This window comes from Paenibacillus sp. JL3B1040, assembly GCF_057063165.1.
This window is the reverse complement of record NZ_CM169317.1, coordinates 3,277,299-3,293,428: the sequence shown is the minus strand read 5'-3', so window position 1 is coordinate 3,293,428 and position 16,130 is coordinate 3,277,299. Positions and strand designations below refer to the sequence as shown.

At 55.9% G+C, this 16,130-nt stretch carries 21 protein-coding genes; 18 read left to right on the top strand and 3 right to left on the bottom strand.

Annotation, left to right across the window (positions count from 1 at the left end; genetic code table 11):
• Window positions 1-12 precede the first annotated feature (12 nt).
• The 9 genes from thiM (at window position 13) to ACZF99_RS14810 (ending at window position 6,657) form a co-directional block, all read left to right on the top strand.
• On the top strand, window positions 13-861 hold the full coding sequence (gene thiM, locus ACZF99_RS14850) for a hydroxyethylthiazole kinase (RefSeq protein ID WP_483605857.1): 849 nt from the start codon (window positions 13-15) through the stop codon (window positions 859-861).
• On the top strand, window positions 858-1,676 hold the full coding sequence (gene thiD, locus ACZF99_RS14845; RefSeq protein ID WP_483612747.1) for a bifunctional hydroxymethylpyrimidine kinase/phosphomethylpyrimidine kinase: 819 nt from the start codon (window positions 858-860) through the stop codon (window positions 1,674-1,676). The genes thiM and thiD overlap by 4 nt, the downstream gene beginning before the upstream one ends.
• On the top strand, window positions 1,673-2,356 hold the full coding sequence (thiE, locus tag ACZF99_RS14840) for a thiamine phosphate synthase (RefSeq protein ID WP_483605855.1): 684 nt from the start codon (window positions 1,673-1,675) through the stop codon (window positions 2,354-2,356). Before thiD ends, thiE begins: the two co-directional genes overlap by 4 nt.
• Before the next feature lie 314 nt (window positions 2,357-2,670).
• The gene (locus ACZF99_RS14835; RefSeq protein WP_483605854.1) at window positions 2,671-3,264 is read left to right on the top strand and encodes an RNA polymerase sigma factor; all 594 of its coding nucleotides are present in this window, start codon (window positions 2,671-2,673) and stop codon (window positions 3,262-3,264) included.
• A gap of 20 nt (window positions 3,265-3,284) precedes the next feature.
• Window positions 3,285-3,863, top strand: a complete 579-nt coding sequence (locus tag ACZF99_RS14830) for an anti-sigma factor (protein WP_483605853.1) — start codon at window positions 3,285-3,287, stop codon at window positions 3,861-3,863.
• Between the two features lie 69 nt (window positions 3,864-3,932).
• Window positions 3,933-4,532 (top strand): histidine phosphatase family protein, encoded by a 600-nt coding sequence (locus ACZF99_RS14825; protein WP_483605852.1) that lies wholly within the window; start codon window positions 3,933-3,935, stop codon window positions 4,530-4,532.
• A 115-nt stretch (window positions 4,533-4,647) separates the two neighbouring features.
• The gene (locus tag ACZF99_RS14820; RefSeq protein WP_483605850.1) at window positions 4,648-5,736 is read left to right on the top strand and encodes a hypothetical protein; all 1,089 of its coding nucleotides are present in this window, start codon (window positions 4,648-4,650) and stop codon (window positions 5,734-5,736) included.
• Window positions 5,737-5,896: 160 nt separating this feature from the next.
• Window positions 5,897-6,403 (top strand): gamma carbonic anhydrase family protein, encoded by a 507-nt coding sequence (locus ACZF99_RS14815; RefSeq protein ID WP_483605849.1) that lies wholly within the window; start codon window positions 5,897-5,899, stop codon window positions 6,401-6,403.
• 68 nt (window positions 6,404-6,471) lie between these two features.
• Window positions 6,472-6,657, top strand: coding sequence for an IDEAL domain-containing protein (locus tag ACZF99_RS14810; protein ID WP_009226994.1), 186 nt, complete (start codon window positions 6,472-6,474; stop codon window positions 6,655-6,657).
• 69 nt (window positions 6,658-6,726) lie between these two features.
• Here the strand turns inward: ACZF99_RS14810 and ACZF99_RS14805 are convergent, their stop codons facing one another.
• Together ACZF99_RS14805 and ACZF99_RS14800 are read right to left on the bottom strand one after the other, a co-directional pair.
• Window positions 6,727-8,031, bottom strand: coding sequence for an MFS transporter (locus ACZF99_RS14805; RefSeq protein ID WP_483605848.1), 1,305 nt, complete (start codon window positions 8,029-8,031; stop codon window positions 6,727-6,729).
• A 15-nt stretch (window positions 8,032-8,046) separates the two neighbouring features.
• On the bottom strand, window positions 8,047-8,529 hold the full coding sequence (locus ACZF99_RS14800; RefSeq protein ID WP_483605847.1) for an ArsR/SmtB family transcription factor: 483 nt from the start codon (window positions 8,527-8,529) through the stop codon (window positions 8,047-8,049).
• Window positions 8,530-8,699: 170 nt separating this feature from the next.
• Here ACZF99_RS14800 and ACZF99_RS14795 point away from each other — a divergent pair, with 170 nt between their 5' ends.
• From ACZF99_RS14795 to ACZF99_RS14770, 6 genes are all read left to right on the top strand, one after another.
• On the top strand, window positions 8,700-9,128 hold the full coding sequence (locus ACZF99_RS14795) for a DUF2487 family protein (protein ID WP_483605846.1): 429 nt from the start codon (window positions 8,700-8,702) through the stop codon (window positions 9,126-9,128).
• A gap of 180 nt (window positions 9,129-9,308) precedes the next feature.
• Complete coding sequence (locus tag ACZF99_RS14790) at window positions 9,309-9,851, top strand: Rieske (2Fe-2S) protein (protein ID WP_483605845.1); 543 nt, start codon at window positions 9,309-9,311, stop codon at window positions 9,849-9,851.
• Window positions 9,852-9,867: 16 nt separating this feature from the next.
• The gene (qcrB, locus tag ACZF99_RS14785; protein WP_483605844.1) at window positions 9,868-10,539 is read left to right on the top strand and encodes a menaquinol-cytochrome c reductase cytochrome b subunit; all 672 of its coding nucleotides are present in this window, start codon (window positions 9,868-9,870) and stop codon (window positions 10,537-10,539) included.
• A 63-nt stretch (window positions 10,540-10,602) separates the two neighbouring features.
• A complete protein-coding gene (locus ACZF99_RS14780) occupies window positions 10,603-11,478 on the top strand; it encodes a c-type cytochrome (protein WP_483605842.1) in 876 nt (291 codons plus the stop codon).
• A gap of 114 nt (window positions 11,479-11,592) precedes the next feature.
• A complete protein-coding gene (locus ACZF99_RS14775; protein ID WP_483612745.1) occupies window positions 11,593-12,219 on the top strand; it encodes a DUF1405 domain-containing protein in 627 nt (208 codons plus the stop codon).
• Between the two features lie 57 nt (window positions 12,220-12,276).
• Entirely contained in the window at window positions 12,277-13,200 is a 924-nt protein-coding gene (locus ACZF99_RS14770; protein WP_483605840.1) for a sporulation protein YpjB, read from the top strand.
• 117 nt (window positions 13,201-13,317) lie between these two features.
• Here the strand turns inward: ACZF99_RS14770 and ACZF99_RS14765 are convergent, their stop codons facing one another.
• Window positions 13,318-14,187: a YitT family protein gene (locus tag ACZF99_RS14765; protein ID WP_483605839.1), complete on the bottom strand. Its 870-nt coding sequence runs from the start codon at window positions 14,185-14,187 to the stop codon at window positions 13,318-13,320.
• Between the two features lie 210 nt (window positions 14,188-14,397).
• On the opposite strand from ACZF99_RS14765, the gene ACZF99_RS14760 reads away from it, so the two are divergent.
• The 3 genes from ACZF99_RS14760 to dapB are packed head-to-tail and all read left to right on the top strand — an operon-like array spanning window position 14,398 to window position 16,122.
• Window positions 14,398-14,706: a nucleotide pyrophosphohydrolase gene (locus ACZF99_RS14760; RefSeq protein ID WP_483612743.1), complete on the top strand. Its 309-nt coding sequence runs from the start codon at window positions 14,398-14,400 to the stop codon at window positions 14,704-14,706.
• A 56-nt stretch (window positions 14,707-14,762) separates the two neighbouring features.
• On the top strand, window positions 14,763-15,293 hold the full coding sequence (locus ACZF99_RS14755) for a tetratricopeptide repeat protein (protein ID WP_483605837.1): 531 nt from the start codon (window positions 14,763-14,765) through the stop codon (window positions 15,291-15,293).
• Window positions 15,294-15,315: 22 nt separating this feature from the next.
• Window positions 15,316-16,122 carry a 4-hydroxy-tetrahydrodipicolinate reductase gene (gene dapB / locus ACZF99_RS14750; RefSeq protein WP_483605836.1) on the top strand — a complete coding sequence of 269 codons (807 nt, stop codon included), beginning with the start codon at window positions 15,316-15,318 and terminating at the stop codon, window positions 16,120-16,122.
• The last annotated feature ends 8 nt before the right edge of the window (window positions 16,123-16,130 follow it).

The window sequence follows — 16,130 nt, the reverse complement described above, 5'->3', positions numbered from 1 at the left end:
GGTTGAATGATCATGAGCTTATTGGAAAAAGATCTGTCCGATGCGCTGGAAAAAGTGCAGAACTCGAAACCGCTCGTCCATAACATGACTAATGTCGTCGTCACGAATTTTACGGCGAACGGCCTGTACGCGCTTGGCGCGTCGCCGGTCATGGCCTACGCGCCGGAGGAGGTGGCCGAGATGGCCCGAATCGCCGGCGCGCTCGTCCTGAACATCGGCACGCTGTCGACGCCGCAAGTCGAGGCGATGATCCTGGCCGGTCGGTCGGCGAACGCCCATGGCGTACCGGTGCTGCTTGACCCGGTCGGCGCGGGCGCGACCGCTTTTCGCACCGAGTCGGCCCAGCGCATTCTGCGCGAGGTGAAGGTGTCGCTCTTGCGCGGCAATGCGGCGGAGATCGCTCATCTCGTCGGGGAATCCCGCGAGATCAAGGGCGTCGATGCCGGAGACACCGCCGCCGCCGAGGCGGCCGAGCTGGCGGTGCGGGCCGCGCGGGCGCTGAACACGGTCGTGGCGATCACCGGCCGTGAAGACGTCATCACCGACGGGCGGCGGTGCCGGATCGTCAGCGGCGGGGACGCGCTGCTGACCCAGGTGACCGGCACGGGCTGCCTGCTCACGTCGGTGCTCGGGGCTTTCGCCGCGGTGGAGCGCGACCTGCTGCTGGCCGGCACCGCCGGACTGGCCTTCTACGGCGCCGCCGCGTCCCGCGCCGCCGAGCGGACGGCGGCCGCCGGCCCGGGCAGTTTCCAGATCGCGTTCCTCGACGAGTTGGCGAAGCTGCATCCGCATTCGCTCAAGGGTCACGCGGCGGTACGCGAAATACAGGCGGCCACCGCCGGCGGATGGTGGGTCGGATGAGCCGGATCGCCCGGGCGCTAACGGTCGCTGGATCGGACAGCGGCGGCGGAGCCGGTATCCAGGCCGATCTCAAAACGTTCCAGGAGCTGGACGTTTACGGGATGTCGGCGATCACCGCCGTGACGGTCCAGAACACGCTGGGCGTGACCGATGTCTTCCCGCTGCCGCCGGAAGCGACGGCAGCGCAAATCGAGGCGGTCGGCTCCGACCTCGGCGTAGACGCGATGAAGACGGGGATGCTGTTCAGCGCGGATATCATCGAGGCGGTTGCTGCCCGGATTCGCGCCTTCGGCTGGACCCAAGTGGTGGTCGACCCGGTGATGATCGCCAAGGGCGGCGCTTCTCTGCTCCAGCCGGAAGCGGTGCAGGCGCTGCGGGAGAAGCTCCTGCCGCTAGCCTGCATCGTGACGCCCAACCTCCCCGAGGCGGAGGTGTTATCCGGCCAATCCATCCGCAGCATGGAGGACCGCCGCGAGGCGGCGAAGCGCATCTGCGCGTACGGAGCGCGGCAGGTTGTGATCAAGGGCGGACACGATGCCGAAACCGGCGAGCGGGTCATCGATTTGCATTATGACGGGTCGACCTTCACCGAGTTGGAAGGGCGACGGATTCCCACGCGGCACACGCATGGCACGGGTTGCACTTTCTCGGCCGCGCTGACGGCGGAGCTCGCCAAGGGAACGGCGGCTTTGGAGGCGGTGCGGATCGCGCGGGCCTTCATCCAGGCGGCGATCGAGTACGGACTTGAGCTGGGGCAAGGGCGCGGTCCGACCAACCATTTTGCTTACCGTCGCCGGCAAGGAGCTTCCCGATGAGCGGCGGCGTCGGAAGCGGCCGCATCGCGGTAGGCCGCATGCGCGAGCTGCTGCGGACGTATCTGGTTATCGGCAGCGCCAATTGCCGCGAAGCGCCGCTGCGGGTGCTGGAGGCGGCTCTGGATGGCGGTGTGACGCTGGTGCAGCTCCGCGAGAAAGGGCCGGGAGCGCTCACAGGGGAGCCGCTGCGAGCGCTAGCCGTCCAGTTGCAGGCCGCCTGCCGTCGGCGGGGGGTGCCGTTCCTCGTCAACGATGACGTGGAACTGGCCCTCGCGATCGGGGCCGACGGCGTTCACGTCGGCCAGGAGGACGAGGCGGCCGCGCGGGTCCGCGCCCGGATCGGCGACCGCATCCTCGGCGTCTCCGCGCACACGTTCGTCGAAGCGGAGGCCGCCGTCCGACACGGCGCCGACTACCTCGGCATCGGACCGATCTATCCCACGGCCTCGAAAGCGGATGCCAAGGCGCCGCAAGGGCCGGACATCCTCCGCGAGCTGCGCGCCCGCGGCATCGCCTTGCCCTTGGTCGGCATCGGCGGCATCACCGCAGAGACGGCGAGCCAAGTGATTCGCGCCGGAGCGGATGGCGTTGCCGTGATTTCCGCCGTGACGCAGGCGGCTGACGTCCGCGAAGCAGCCGCTCATTTATATGCGGCTTCGGCTGCGGAATCCCGCCGATAGCTTTATCCGATTTGCAGAACAGACCTTTGCTTTTTGGGCAAAGGTCTGTTCATATATGGAGCACCTGTTAGGGGGAATGAAAATCCTTTTTCTTTTGCCACGAAATTGAGCACGATTGGATGTTTTTATGAATCGAACTCCTGTGGTATAATATCCTCGAAGTTTGGCTACGCTGTTAATTTGCTTTCATGTCGATTCGATTTTTTTACGAAGTTACATAGATAACCGCAACTTTTTTGATCCTGTTCGGTAATAATTGGTGAAAGAATCGAACGGGAAGATGGCCCATGGAAGCGCGAGGAGGATCGCACCCAATGACGGATTCCCAAATGATTCGTGAGATTAAGGAAGGCAATACGGAACTGTACTCGGAGCTGATGCGAAGGTATCAGCGGAAGATATTGGCCTTCGTTTATCACATGTTAAAGAGCGCTCATCTGGAGCTGCTTGCCGAAGATCTATGCTCGGAAACGTTCTATAAAGCATTTCGCAGCTTGCATTCCTTCAGAGAGGTAGATGCTTCTTTCTCAACCTGGTTGTATACGATTGCCCGCAACACGGTGCTCAGTGAACTCCGCAAACCAAGAAACGGCAACGTCCCTTTGGATGAAAGCGGGATCGTTCCCGTAGCGCCAAGCGAGATCGCCCCCGAACAAGCGGTATTGCGGAGCGAGAAAGTGGGCATGGTGAGAGAAGCCATCAACAATCTGCCGGAGAAGCAAAGATCGGCTTTGATCTTGCGCGAATACGATCAATTGGATTACCAAGAGATCGCGAATATTCTGGGACAAAGCGTCAGTGCCGTGAAGTCGCTGCTGTTCCGGGCGCGCAGCAGTGTTAAAAGTCAGCTTGAACCCTACTTTTATGAACCCATCTACGAGCATTACGAAGGGATGAAAAGCAGATGAATTGTAGAGAGGCCCAAGAATTGTTCGGATTGTTACGGGATCTGCCCGAACATCATCCTCAGCGACAAATGCTGGAGAGGCATCTTTTGGGCTGCGAGTCTTGCGCGGGCGAGTACCAACAATGGGAAGAAAGCCTGGACATGCTGCAGTACATACCGATAGAAGTGACGGAGGAGCAGGCGGAAGCGGTCAATCGACGGGTCATGGACCGGATTTATGCCGAATCGCCTTGGCTGGCACCTGACGTCAAGCGTGGCGTCACCCGCCGTTTCCGGCGGAGGGTCGTCTTTTGGGCCGCAAGTTTTCTGGCCATCTTCCTGTTCAGTTTTGTATTCATGCTAGTGGATCATACTTCATCGAACCGGCAAGTTGCCGAGCCGATGACCGGGATTCTTCCGACCGCCGTCGCGGCAGCCGGATCGGAATCGGATGCGTACGAGGGGTTTTCCATCGCCTTGCCCAGCATCTCGCGAGGGATCGTAGAGCCGTTTGCGGTGCAAATGGGCCCGGCCTATCCGCAATACTGGATGATGTTGTCCATGGCAGGCATGCTACTGGCGCTTTTCTCCTGGAAAGGGTTGCGCCGTACCAAAAGATAAACGATCGCAAACGCTTCTCCCGCTATTGGAGCGGGTGGGGCGTTTTTTCACATCTAAAGGGGGATGATTATGCTCGTTGGTTTGATTCGCCACGGACTTACCGATTGGAACGCGATAGGAAAAATTCAGGGGCAAAGCGATATTCCGCTGAACGATGAAGGGCGGCGGCAGGCCGGGCTACTCGGCAAGAGATTGAAGGAGGAAGGCGAATACCGCTGGGACTTCGTCATCACGAGCAACTTGTCGCGGGCGCGGGAGACCGGCACGATCTTGGCCGAGACGTTGGGCATTCCGCTGTACGATCCCGATTTGCGATTGATGGAGCGTTCGTTTGGCCAGGTTGAGGGGATGACCTTGGCGGAAAGGGAATCGTTATGGGGCAAGGATTGGGATCGGCATGAGCTGGGGCAAGAAAAGGATGAAGAGATCCGCCGGAGGGCCTTGTCTTTTATGAGCGATTTGGCGGAACGTTACCCGGACAACAACGTATTGGTCGTTTCGCACGGCGGCCTGCTGGCCCAGCTTTATATCGCCTTGTACCGGGAGAAATGCCAGGAGCGGATCGGCAATTTGTCCTTAACCATTTTGGAGAAGAACGAGCAATCTTGGGATATGCGTTTGTATAATTGCACGCGCCACTTGCAGGAAAGCGTCAAAGAATCCAAGTAAACCGGCTTAGGCCGGCTTATTTTTTTGCCGATTTTTCGCAGATAATTTCGCAGTAAGGGAATAAACGCCGGAAAACCTTCCCATAATGGGATTAAAACGGCGAGGCGGTAAAACTATGAATCTGGCGGATATGCTTACTTTTGCCGATATCGGACAACTTAGCAGAATAGCGGATCATTACCGCTGCGAATGCAGCGGGCACTCCAAGCATGAACTGATTCAATCCATCCTGCAGACGGTAGGCCGCCGCGATTTTATCGAGCGGCATATCGGCGGCATGAGTATGGAAGATTTGCGATTCCTGAACACCCTGCTGTTCGACGGCCGCCGCCAGTTCAGCTTGGAGGAGTTGGTCGCCTGTGCGCAGGGCTCGCGGTTTACCGATGATGCCAAGGAACGGGAAAGTCCGCGAGACATGATTGCCCGCTTTCGCCAGCAGGGGTGGCTGTTCAATGGAACGACCCCACAGACCCGCTATCTGTTCGAGGTTCCCGAGGATTTGAAGAGCCGTTTCCGGGAAGCTCTCGAACGCCGGCTTCTTGCCGAAGTGAAGGCGGCCGCCGCCGAACCGCCGATGTACCGGGAGGAGCCGGACCTGTTGTCCGCCGATCTGCTGCTCTTCCTGCAGTACGTTTCCCGGCATGATATCCCGTTAAACAGCGAAGGCGTCATGTACCGGAGAAACCAGATGCAGATCCTTGAATCGCTTCACGTGTCCGAGGGATTGGTCGGCAAAGGCTGGCGTTTCGGGTACGGCCGCCGTTTTAAAGATTACCCGAACCGCTTTGCGCTGCTCTACGATTATGCCTATCATTCCCGCCTCGTTCAAGAGAACAATCAACGCCTGGAATTGACGGAAGCGGGAGCGGCCTATCTGGCGGAAGAACGTCGAGAGCCCATGATACACTTCGTTCGCTTTTGGTTAAGATTATATAAAGGGCCCATTCCTAACTTGCTGTCTCTCGTCTACTGGATTTTACGCTGTTCGAAAGATTGGGTGACGGTCACTTCGTTATTCGAGAGGATCGAGGCGCTGATCAAGCCGTTCTTTTACGACTCTCCCGAATCCATCTTCGAGGAACGGATCCTGCAGATGATGCTTCATTTGGGGATGGTGCGCTTTGGCGAAGACGAGCGACGCGAACGGTATGTCCAGGCTACTCCGTTCGGGAAACAAGCGATTCAGCAAATCCATAAGGCCTAAGCGCCTGAAGAAAGCGAGCAACGAACATACATATATTTCTACAGCAAGATGCTTCGGCCTAGGCGGAAGCGGCATTCAGGCCGGATTTAAGACCCGCCTTGACAGGGATGTCTCGAATTGCTACAATCACTCGCAATTCAAGCAGGGAGAGTGATAGGCCGTGTTGATTCCTTATCAAGGGAGATTCCCTCAGATCGATGGAAGCGTATTTATGGCGGCTGGAGCCAAGCTGATCGGGGACGTCCGCATAGGGAGCGAGTCGAGCGTTTGGTATAATGCGGTACTTCGCGGGGATCTGGCGGAAATCGTCGTCGGCAGCCGCACCAATCTACAGGACGGCGTGATCGGACATGTCAATGCTTCACAGCCCTTGATCGTTGGCGACGACGTATCCGTGGGCCATGCCGCCGTGATCCACGGATGCCGCATAGGCACGGGCACATTAATCGGCATGGGGGCGATCGTCCTAAACGGAGCGGATATCGGTGAATATGCTTTAGTAGGAGCAGGTTCTTTAGTGACGGAAAATACGAAAATTCCACCCTATACGCTTTCCCTGGGTTCGCCTGCCAAAGTCGTGCGTGAACTGACCGAAGACGATTTAGAGCGGATGCGGCGGACGACGGAAAGCTATGTGACCAAAGGCAAAGAATATAGGATCCCTTAAATGGATCGTCCCGACGGTCATTTAGGGTGGCAAAGAGATTATTGAACGATGGTTTGGAGGTGCATCCTATGGATCAGATGAAGGTTACTTATGAAGCAATGCTTGGATTGGCGGCGGAAATGATATGGGACGAAGCGCTCCGGAAGCATCGCTCGGAACAGATCTACAACGAGATCGACACCGCCTTGGCGAATGGCGATGAGGTTGCCTTCCGGCTCCTGACGGATGAACTGAAAACATTGGAAGAACGTTAAAGGCAAGCCGCCCCGTCTGTTCACAACAAATAACGGATGGGACGGTTTTTTTGCGGACCAACCATGGAATTAATCGTAGTTGCGGATGGCCGGGGTAAACATGACGGTCAAGACGGCCAGTGATCCGATTTCCGCAAACAGCGTGATCGTTTGCAGACCGCCGATGTAATCGGCTAGCCAACCGACCACGATATAACCGATCGGGAGCAGGGCAAACGACCCAAGCATATCGAGGCTGGCCACGCGGCCGAACGTTTCCTGAGGAACCAACTCCTGCATGCTGGTTTCCCAGATCAAGCCAAACATCATCAGCCCGAATCCTTCCAGGGCAAAGAGGGCACAGAGAACGATTGGGCCAGGGGTTGTGGCCATCAACAGCAGGGAGATCCCGCTCAATAACGCGCCACCGTACGCAATCCTTCCGCGGTACCGCCAGCGTTTCTTCATACCAAACAGCAAGCCGGCGCCAATCGCTCCAATTCCCGAGCAGGTTACGGCAAGGCCGTAAACATACGGTTTCAAATCCAGGTGAATTTTGAATAACCAGGGGATGACCACCGTGATAATCGCACCGAAGCAAATGTTAACCAAGGAGAAAGCCAGAATGGTGACCCAAAGCCAGGGGTTGGCCTTCAGCACGGACAAGCCTTCCTTGAAATCCGCACCCATCCCCGCGCTCTCGCCAACCGCCTTCGGTCGATGAGGGACGAGCTTCCGCAGCCCGAACAAACAAAGAAACGAAGCAACATAAGTCAAGGCATCCAGCGCCACTCCCCAGCCCGCCGAGAAGAACGTGACCAGGATCCCGCCCAGGGAAGGTCCAATCAGACGAACGGCCTGATTGCTGATTTGCGTTAGCGCATTGGCGGAATTGCGGATTTCCGGGGTGAATACCGTGGCGCGGGTAGCGGCATACGCGGGCTGGAATAAGCCGTCCATTAAGCCATACGACGTGACCAAGATAAACAGCAGTTGAATCGTTAAGGCATCCGCAAACAACAATATCGCCAGGACGGCCATCACCGCAAAACGAAGCAGATCCGTCAGCAGCATCAGGTTCGTGCGATTATAGCGGTCGACAAGCGTACCGGAGATGGGCAGCATGACGATGTTGGGCAGCATATAGGCAGCCATAAGCATTCCCATCGTAGTGGTTGATCCAGTCAGGGAATAGACGATGATCGGTAGGATGACCATGGTTACGGAGCTGCCGAGGAAAGAAACCAACTGCCCCAGCCATAAATAGGGGAATGCTTTGGATTTGCGGAACGGCTCGGCGAATCCGGCGAACGCATGCTTGGCTGCCGGCTTGTGGGACGGTTGGGCCGCCTGCCTAACAGCGCTGTCTTCCGCTTGTGAAGTTTCAAGACTCATAGAAAATCCTCCTCGTCAGCACTCGGAACTCGAGTCACTGTCCTGTACGCGCCCCATGGTGAATAATACGCCGTATTCGGCGCCATCGGTGTCCTTCGCCTCCCATTTGCGGACCAGGGCATCCAACTCGTCAATGAACTCCTGAGATTGCTCCGGGGACAGCAGCAAACGCGTCGCAACCCGAAATTGCGGCATGCCTTCGAGATAATGGAAACCGGTGAAATGCTCGGGCTGAAAAAACGTTGTCTTGGAGCGGTAATACTTTTCGAGGACGCCCCCAACCGTTTGGGTACTGACTAAGTCCAAGAGCCCGCCGTCATAAAGCTTCTGAATGTGATAATGTACATTTCCGGGTGTTTTGCCCAAAAGATCGGCGACCTGCTTGGCGGTGTGCGGCTCATCGGCCAGCACGTTTAAGATTTTGATGCGCAAAGCGCTTTCGAGGAGCTTGCTTTGCTCGGCGTTGATTGGCATGGGTGTATGTTTACGAACGTCCATAAATCTTCCCCCCCCTTGCTTGATAAGTGATTTATCCATCATTCTGAACATAAATCAATCTAATATTTAGTGTGATCTATTTTCCAGATCGATAGTACAGCAAGAAGGATGGAATTGTCAAGGAGCCCTGTTTATAATGGAAAGACATCGATCGGAAAAGGGGTTATCACATGAAGTTCAGTGAAATTGAAGCCTCCGCATGGGAGGAACTAGGCCCGTATTTGGATACTTGCCTAATCCCGGTCACGGGATTAACCGGGCTGGAACGGCCGTATGAAGTGACGGAGTGGCTGGAAAGGTTGAGGAATCTGCTTGATTGGGTGGAAGTTCCTTTCAAAGGGAGAGTGGTTACGTATCCGTCCTTCCAATATCAAACCCAAGATATGACGCAGGCTATTAATGACTTGTGCCGAAATGTCAAGGCCAGCGGGTTTGCCTATGCCATCGTCGTCTCCGCCGCTTACGAATGGACCGACGAGGAACTTCCCAACGCCGATTTGATCGTGACGCCGCAGCGTTTTGCGCCGGATTTCGGGAAGAGGGCCGAAGGACAAGTGAAGGCGGCCGTACAAGAATTGTGGCAATCGAAGAAGGTTTGAAGATTGTGACAAAATATCGACAATTTCGAGGAGGACAAGCTTTTCGGTGAGCAAAAAAATGTGTCAAATTCTTGACGCTCCTAAAACGCTAATATATTATTAATATGTCTTACGCGATATTGTGATAAATATCATTGTAACACTCGGAAACAATTGCTTGGCAAAGGGGGTTGAAGATATATGAGCAATCAGCATGACTCGCAGGAATCCTCGCATAAACCGCCTATTCGCAAAGAGATGTCCCGTCGGCAATTTCTTACATACACGCTAGGTGGCGCCACTGCTTTCATGGTGGGTGGGGTGACGCTTCCCATGGTTCGCTTCGCGGTCGATCCGATATTGCACAAGAAAGGCGAAGGCTCCTTCGTCAAAGTTGTGGAAGTCAGCAAAATCACGAGTGAGCCGCAGGAATTCTCGTTCGAGCTCAAGCAGCAGGACGGCTGGTATTTGAGTACGGCCTCCCTTACGGCTTGGATTCGCAAAGACGAGAGCGGAAATATTTATGCGCTTTCACCGATTTGTAAACATTTGGGGTGCACGGTCGGCTGGAATAACGACAAGAAATTCCCGAATGAATACCACTGCCCTTGCCATGGCGCGCATTATACCAAGGAAGGCAAGCAACTGGCGGTCGCGTCGAAGCCGCTTGATGAGTACAAGGTGATGATCAAGGACGATTGGGTATATCTGGGGGATATCATCCCGAACACCATCGTGAAATAAGGAGGCGTAGATTCGGATGTTTAAAAATGTGTATGACTGGATTGACGAACGTCTTGATATCACGCCGATCTGGCGCGATGTGGCCGATCACGAGGTTCCGGAGCACGTGAACCCGGCGCACCACTTTTCCGCGTTTGTGTATTGCTTCGGCGGCCTGACGTTTTTTATCACGGTCATCCAGATCCTGTCGGGGATGTTTCTGACCATGTATTACGTCCCCGATATTATTAACGCCTATGCTAGTGTGGAATACTTGCAGACGCAGGTCGCTTTTGGCCAAATCGTTCGCGGGATGCACCACTGGGGGGCAAGCTTGGTTATCGTTATGATGTTCTTACATACGCTTCGCGTGTTCTTCACCGGCTCGTACAAAGCCCCGCGCGAAATGAACTGGGTTGTCGGTATGCTGATTTTCTTCGTCATGATCGGTCTCGGCTTGACGGGGTATTTGCTGCCATGGGATAACAAAGCTTATTTCGCCACGAAGGTCACTTTGGAAATCGCCAACTCTGTACCGGTGCTTGGTCCGGTCATTAAGGAACTGCTGCAGGGCGGTTCGATCGTAGGGGCTGAAACGTTAACCCGGTTCTTTGCCATTCACGTGTTCTTCCTTCCGGCGGTCTTGCTGATCCTTTTGGTAGGTCATTTTATCATGATCCGCAGACAAGGGATTTCCGGTCCGTTGTAAGAAACGATGTTAACGAAACCATGAATTGAACTACCTCTATAAGAGAAGGGGGGCAAAAGGGACATGGCTCATCATGACAATTCGAAGGAAAAAGTCGTGTACGTCGGCGATTCCCGCGTCCGTAAGGGCAAGGGCTTTATCACGCCGCCGGATTATACGGCTTATCCGGGCAAGTCGGAAGCGTTCATTCCCAACTTTTTGCTGAAGGAATGGATGGTCGGCGTGGTCGTGCTTGTCGGCTTCCTGGTGCTGACCATTTCGGAACCGGCTCCGCTTGGCTTCCCGGCCAATCCGACCGCTTCGGTTATTCCGATGCCGGACTGGTATTTCCTGTTCCTGTATCAATATTTGAAATATCCTTATGCCTCCGGCGATTACGTCGTACTCGGCACGCTGGGGATTCCCGGAGTGATGTTCGGCGGGCTGCTGCTTGCTCCGTTCCTTGATCGGGGCAAGGAGCGCCGCTTCTATAAGCGTCCGATCGCTTCGTCGCTGATGCTGCTGTCGATCGCTGCGGTCGTTTACTTAACGAACTTCGCCTGGACGCATTACCAGCATGAGCTTGAAGCGACGGGGCAAGTGCCGGAGCATATTCAACGGGAAGAACAAGCCCGCGAGAACCGGGAGAAGGGCTTGCCGACGTCCAACGCGAACCGTCAGGAAGAGGTCGCTATCGTGGATAAGGACGATCCGGCGATGGAGATCTACAAGAAGGCCACTTGCGTATCCTGCCATGCTGCGGACCTGAAAGGGGCGGGCGGACCTTCGCTGCGCGGAGTCGGCGACAAGCATGACAAGGAAGCGATTCTATCCATTATAAAAGAAGGTTACAACGGCAAGATGCCTGAGATGTACATCACGGCAATTAACGCCGGTTTGACGGATCAGGACATCGACCATTTGGCCGAGTGGCTTGCGAAACAAAAATCGGAGCAGTAAAATAGGAAGTAATGTGAAAACCTGATCGTGATGCGGTCAGGTTTTTTAAGCTTGCGGGCCGGATTCGCGCGGATGTGGACCGGCGCGATTTTCGTGAAAAAGAGGGATATCGCGTTGAAACTATCGGATTTTTGGAGCACCTCATTTCTATCCTCGCGTTTCATATTATGGACTTTGTTCGTCTGTAATCTTTTGGGCACGATTTACGGCTATATCTGGTATGACGCACAACTGCTGGACACCTGGCGGAATCACCCGCATTGGCAGATCGTATTCGTTCCGGACAGCCCGACGGCAAGCTTGTTTTTCACGTTAAGCCTGTTGTTCCTGCTGTTCCCGGGAAAGCTGGGGAAATATTACCGTTTCCGCACCTTAATCGAGGGGTTGGCCGTCGTGACGAGCGTGAAATACGGCGTGTGGGCCGTTTCGATGATTTTTGCCGGAGCGCACCAGGGCGGAGTTCTCGTATGGCAGGACTGGATGCTCGTCGCCTCCCATTTGGCGATGGCCGTAGAATCGCTGCTATTCGTCCGATTGTACAAATTTGGTCCGTTCATGCTGCTGGGCGCGGGAGCCTGGACGCTGCTCAACGATACGGTGGATTACACGTATGAGGTTTATCCCTGGCTGCCGGAGACGTTATGGGACGATGTCTCCGCGGTGGCGGTTTTCACCGTGGTTCTGACGGTGGCCAGCGTAGCGGCCGGTTGGCTGGCGTTGAAACAGGCCAAACGCGCTTAAGAGCAAGTTCTAACGTGGGACAGCCTGCCATACCATGATGGTAGGGAGGGGATGTCCGTGAGAAGAACTTGGGTGAAACGGGCTGCGGCCGCGCTGGCTTTGCTTGCCGCGATGCTGATCTGGAGTGCGGCGGTAATCGCTCAGCCGGCAGGGAGCGGAACGGGGGGGAAGGCAGGAACGTCGTCGACCGGTGCATTCGCCTTATCGGAGCAGGAGCGCAGCGAGCGGCTGCAGCAGCTTGAAGCTGCGTCGGAACGGCTGTACGAGCATATGCAGCAGGGAAGTGCCCAGGAGGCGATGGCCGATATGGAAACGCTGATCGCCGCACTGGAGGGCGTATCCTTCAAGGGATTGACGTCGGTGGAGGGAATCCACGCCTTGGCGGAGACGATCATGGACACCAAGGAGACGCTGGTGAAGGCCGAGGTCCGGCCAGAGGAGTGGGCGCTTTCCTCGGCCCGCTTGCGGCTGGCGGTCAACAGCCTGCTGCATCCGGATAAGGCCTTATGGCAGCAATATTATAAAGTCATGGCCGATAACCTGCAGCAGATGGACCGGGCGCGCGCCGGCGGGAAACCGGCGGAGGTGCGCAAGGCGTTCCAGGCTCTGCAGGGCCATTACGACGTGGTCCGGCCCGCCGCGGTCATCCGTCGCCCGGCAGCCGATGTTAACCGCTTCGATTCCTGGCTGTCCTACGCCGGCCGGTTGAGCGAGGAACGGACCTGGGACGAAGCGGCCTTGAAAGGGGCCATCACACAGGGAGATGGCGCGTTAAAGGCGCTGTTCGGCCGCCGGGGAGACGAGCCCGTATTCCTGCCGATCACCGGCTTTGACAGCCCGTGGTATTGGAGCGGCCTGATCGGTCTGTGGATCGTGCTGGCTTTAACCTACACGGGCATCCGCAAGTATCGGGCTTCGCAAACGGTAATCGCGGTGCGGGAGCCTCGCAGGGAAGAGGAGGCATACCGGTACCGGCTGTAGCCGATGGCTAATCGAGCGGAGAGCGATAGCGACAAAAATTTGCCGTCCTCCATTCTAGGGCTGCACTCAAAAAAGCAGAGAGGCAAGGATTTCCTTAGCCTCTCTGCTTTTTTCATCTTAATCCTCTTTGAATCCTTCTCCGTGCACGTCATGCACGTCGCTGATGATAATGAACGCCCGCGGGTCGACCGATTTGGCGATCGACTGCAGCCGCCGGATCTCCTGGCGCGATACGACGCAGTAAGCCATATGCTTCGCCTGCTTGGAGTAAGCGCCGATCGCCGGAATCAACGTTACGCCGCGATCCATCTCTTTCGTAATGATGTCGGCAATCGCCGGCGCATCATCGCTGATGATCGTAAACGCCTTGGCGGAATACGCGCCTTCCTGAATGAAATCGATCACCTTGGAGGCGATAAACACGGCGACGAGCGTATACAAAATATTTTCCTTCCTAATATAAAAGAGCGACAACCCGATAATGACGATATCCAGCGTTAAAATGACCTGTCCCATACTGAATCCGTATTTACGTCCAAGAATCCGGGCCACGATATCCGATCCCCCGGTCGTGCCGCCAAAACGGAAAACGATGCCCAGCCCTGCGCCCAGCGTCACGCCCGCATACAGCGATACGAGGATATAGTCCGTTTGCGTCTCGAACGGCAGAATCCAGCCCCCCTTGATCATTCGCTCGAACAGCCACAGGAAGAAGGTCAGCGAACCGATCCCGATTCCGGTCCAGATAATTTGCCGTCCGCCGAGGATTTTCCAGCCGAGCAGAAACAAGGGGATGTTGAGCAGCAGGTTCGAAAGCGAAGGCGAGATGCCAAACGCATAGTTCAGCAGCAGCGTTACCCCGGTAACTCCGCCTTCCATCAACTGGTTGGGCAAGATAAAATAAAGGAGTCCAAACGCATATATCGCCGTACCGAGCAAAATCGGCAGCAGCGTTTTGAGAAATCCGGAAAGTTTGCTTGAAGCCATGAAAAAACCTCACCTATCCCTAACTTATTTGATATAGATGTTGCAACCGATCGGCCATTGGTTAGATCTGCCTCTCCTAGTATACCTTTTTCCGTGCCGATTAAAAAATGATTTGTTTTCGTCATCTACTTACGATAACATAGGGGAAAACGGGACAAAAAGCGGAGGGATCGGCGCTTGGATAGAGACAAAGAAAAATCTCTCGCGGAAATGCAGCGCGAAGTAGACCGTTACATCTCGCAGTTTAAAGAGGGGTATTTCAGCCCGCTGACCATGCTGGCCCGAATGGCCGAGGAAGTGGGCGAGCTGGCCCGCGAGGTCAACCATACCTTCGGCGAAAAGCCGAAGAAGAAGGACGAGCCGGATAATTCCATCGAGCTGGAGTTAGGCGACATTCTGTTCATTACGATCTGCTTCGCCAATTCGCTCGGCATCGATCTGACCGAGGCCCATGATCGGGTCATGTATAAATTCGCCACCCGCGATGCGGACCGATGGACGAAAAAGGACACCGAATAAGGTCATCCTTCATATGCTGTTGGTATGATCATCCCTACAGCAAAGGGGGATAGCACATGAAGGCGGAGGATTATTTGCATAGAGCTTATCGAAGCATCTATGAAAACGATTTTGAGCAGGCGTTGCATTGGTTCGAGCGAGCGCTTGACGTTCAACCGGATCACGCGGATATCCATTATCGGTACTCGATCACCTGCGCCCGGAGCGGGCAGTTGGATAAGGCGCTTCAGCATGCGCGCCTTGCTGCGGCCCTGGAGCCTGCCCAGGACGAATATAAACTGCATTACGACCGTTTGCAGGCTATGGAACTCACCCAGATGGCCAAACGTCAGCTGGAGATGCCGGGCGTTAAGCGGAAAGCCGCGGCCGAGCCGGCAGTCCGCATGCTAAAGCGCGCCGTGGAGCTCGATCCGTTGTCGATGGATGCTCAGGTATGGCTGGCGATCGCTTATGGCGAACTGGAATGCTACGATCTTGCGCTGCAGGCGGTTCGCGATGCGTCGGCCCTTCCTTTGGACGCCGGTGCGGCCGGGCAACTGAAGGAGATGGAACATCGGTTGAAGCAGCGAATCAAGCAATCATCATAGTACAGAATGCGAGGAGATTAACATGACGGAACCAATTAAAGTTGCCGTGGCGGGCGCCGCCGGCAGAATGGGCAGAGAAGTAGTGAAGATGGTGCTCCAGGATCCGGAGCTTAGGCTGGTTGCCGCCGTAAGTCTGTCGGATGCCGGCCTTGATGCCGGAACACTGGTCGGCCTTCCGGCTTGCGGCGTGGCATTGACCGGCGATCTGGATAAGGCGCTTAGCGAGTCCAGACCGCAGGTGCTGGTCGATTTCACGACGCCGCAGTCCGCCTACGCCAACACCGAGCTGGCGATCCGGCTCGGGGTTTCGCCGGTCATCGGCACGACCGGATTCACGCCGGAGCAAATCGAGGATCTGGACAAGCTGTGCCAAACCCGGGGGATCGGTGGCTTGATCGCGCCGAACTTCTCGATCGGGGCTATTCTGATGATGCGCTTTGCGGCGCAGGCGGCGAAATATTTTCCCCACTTGGAAATCATCGAATACCATGGCGACCAGAAGCTGGACGCCCCTTCGGGGACGGCGGTGAAGACGGCCGAGTTGATCGCTCAGAACCGCCAGGAGCTGCGCCAGGGGAGCACGAACGAGGAGGAGACGATCGAAGGGGCGCGCGGCGGCTATTATAATGGGTTCCGGATACATAGCGTCCGTTTGCCGGGCGTATTTGCCCAGCAGGAGGTCATTTTCGGCGGCTTTGGCCAGACGCTCAAAATTCGCCACGATTCCTATGAGCGTGCCGGATATATGCCGGGAGTCAATTTGGCGATCAAGAAAGTGATCGAATGCAAAGGCATGGTTTACGGTTTCGAACATTTTATGGATGAATAAAGGGGATA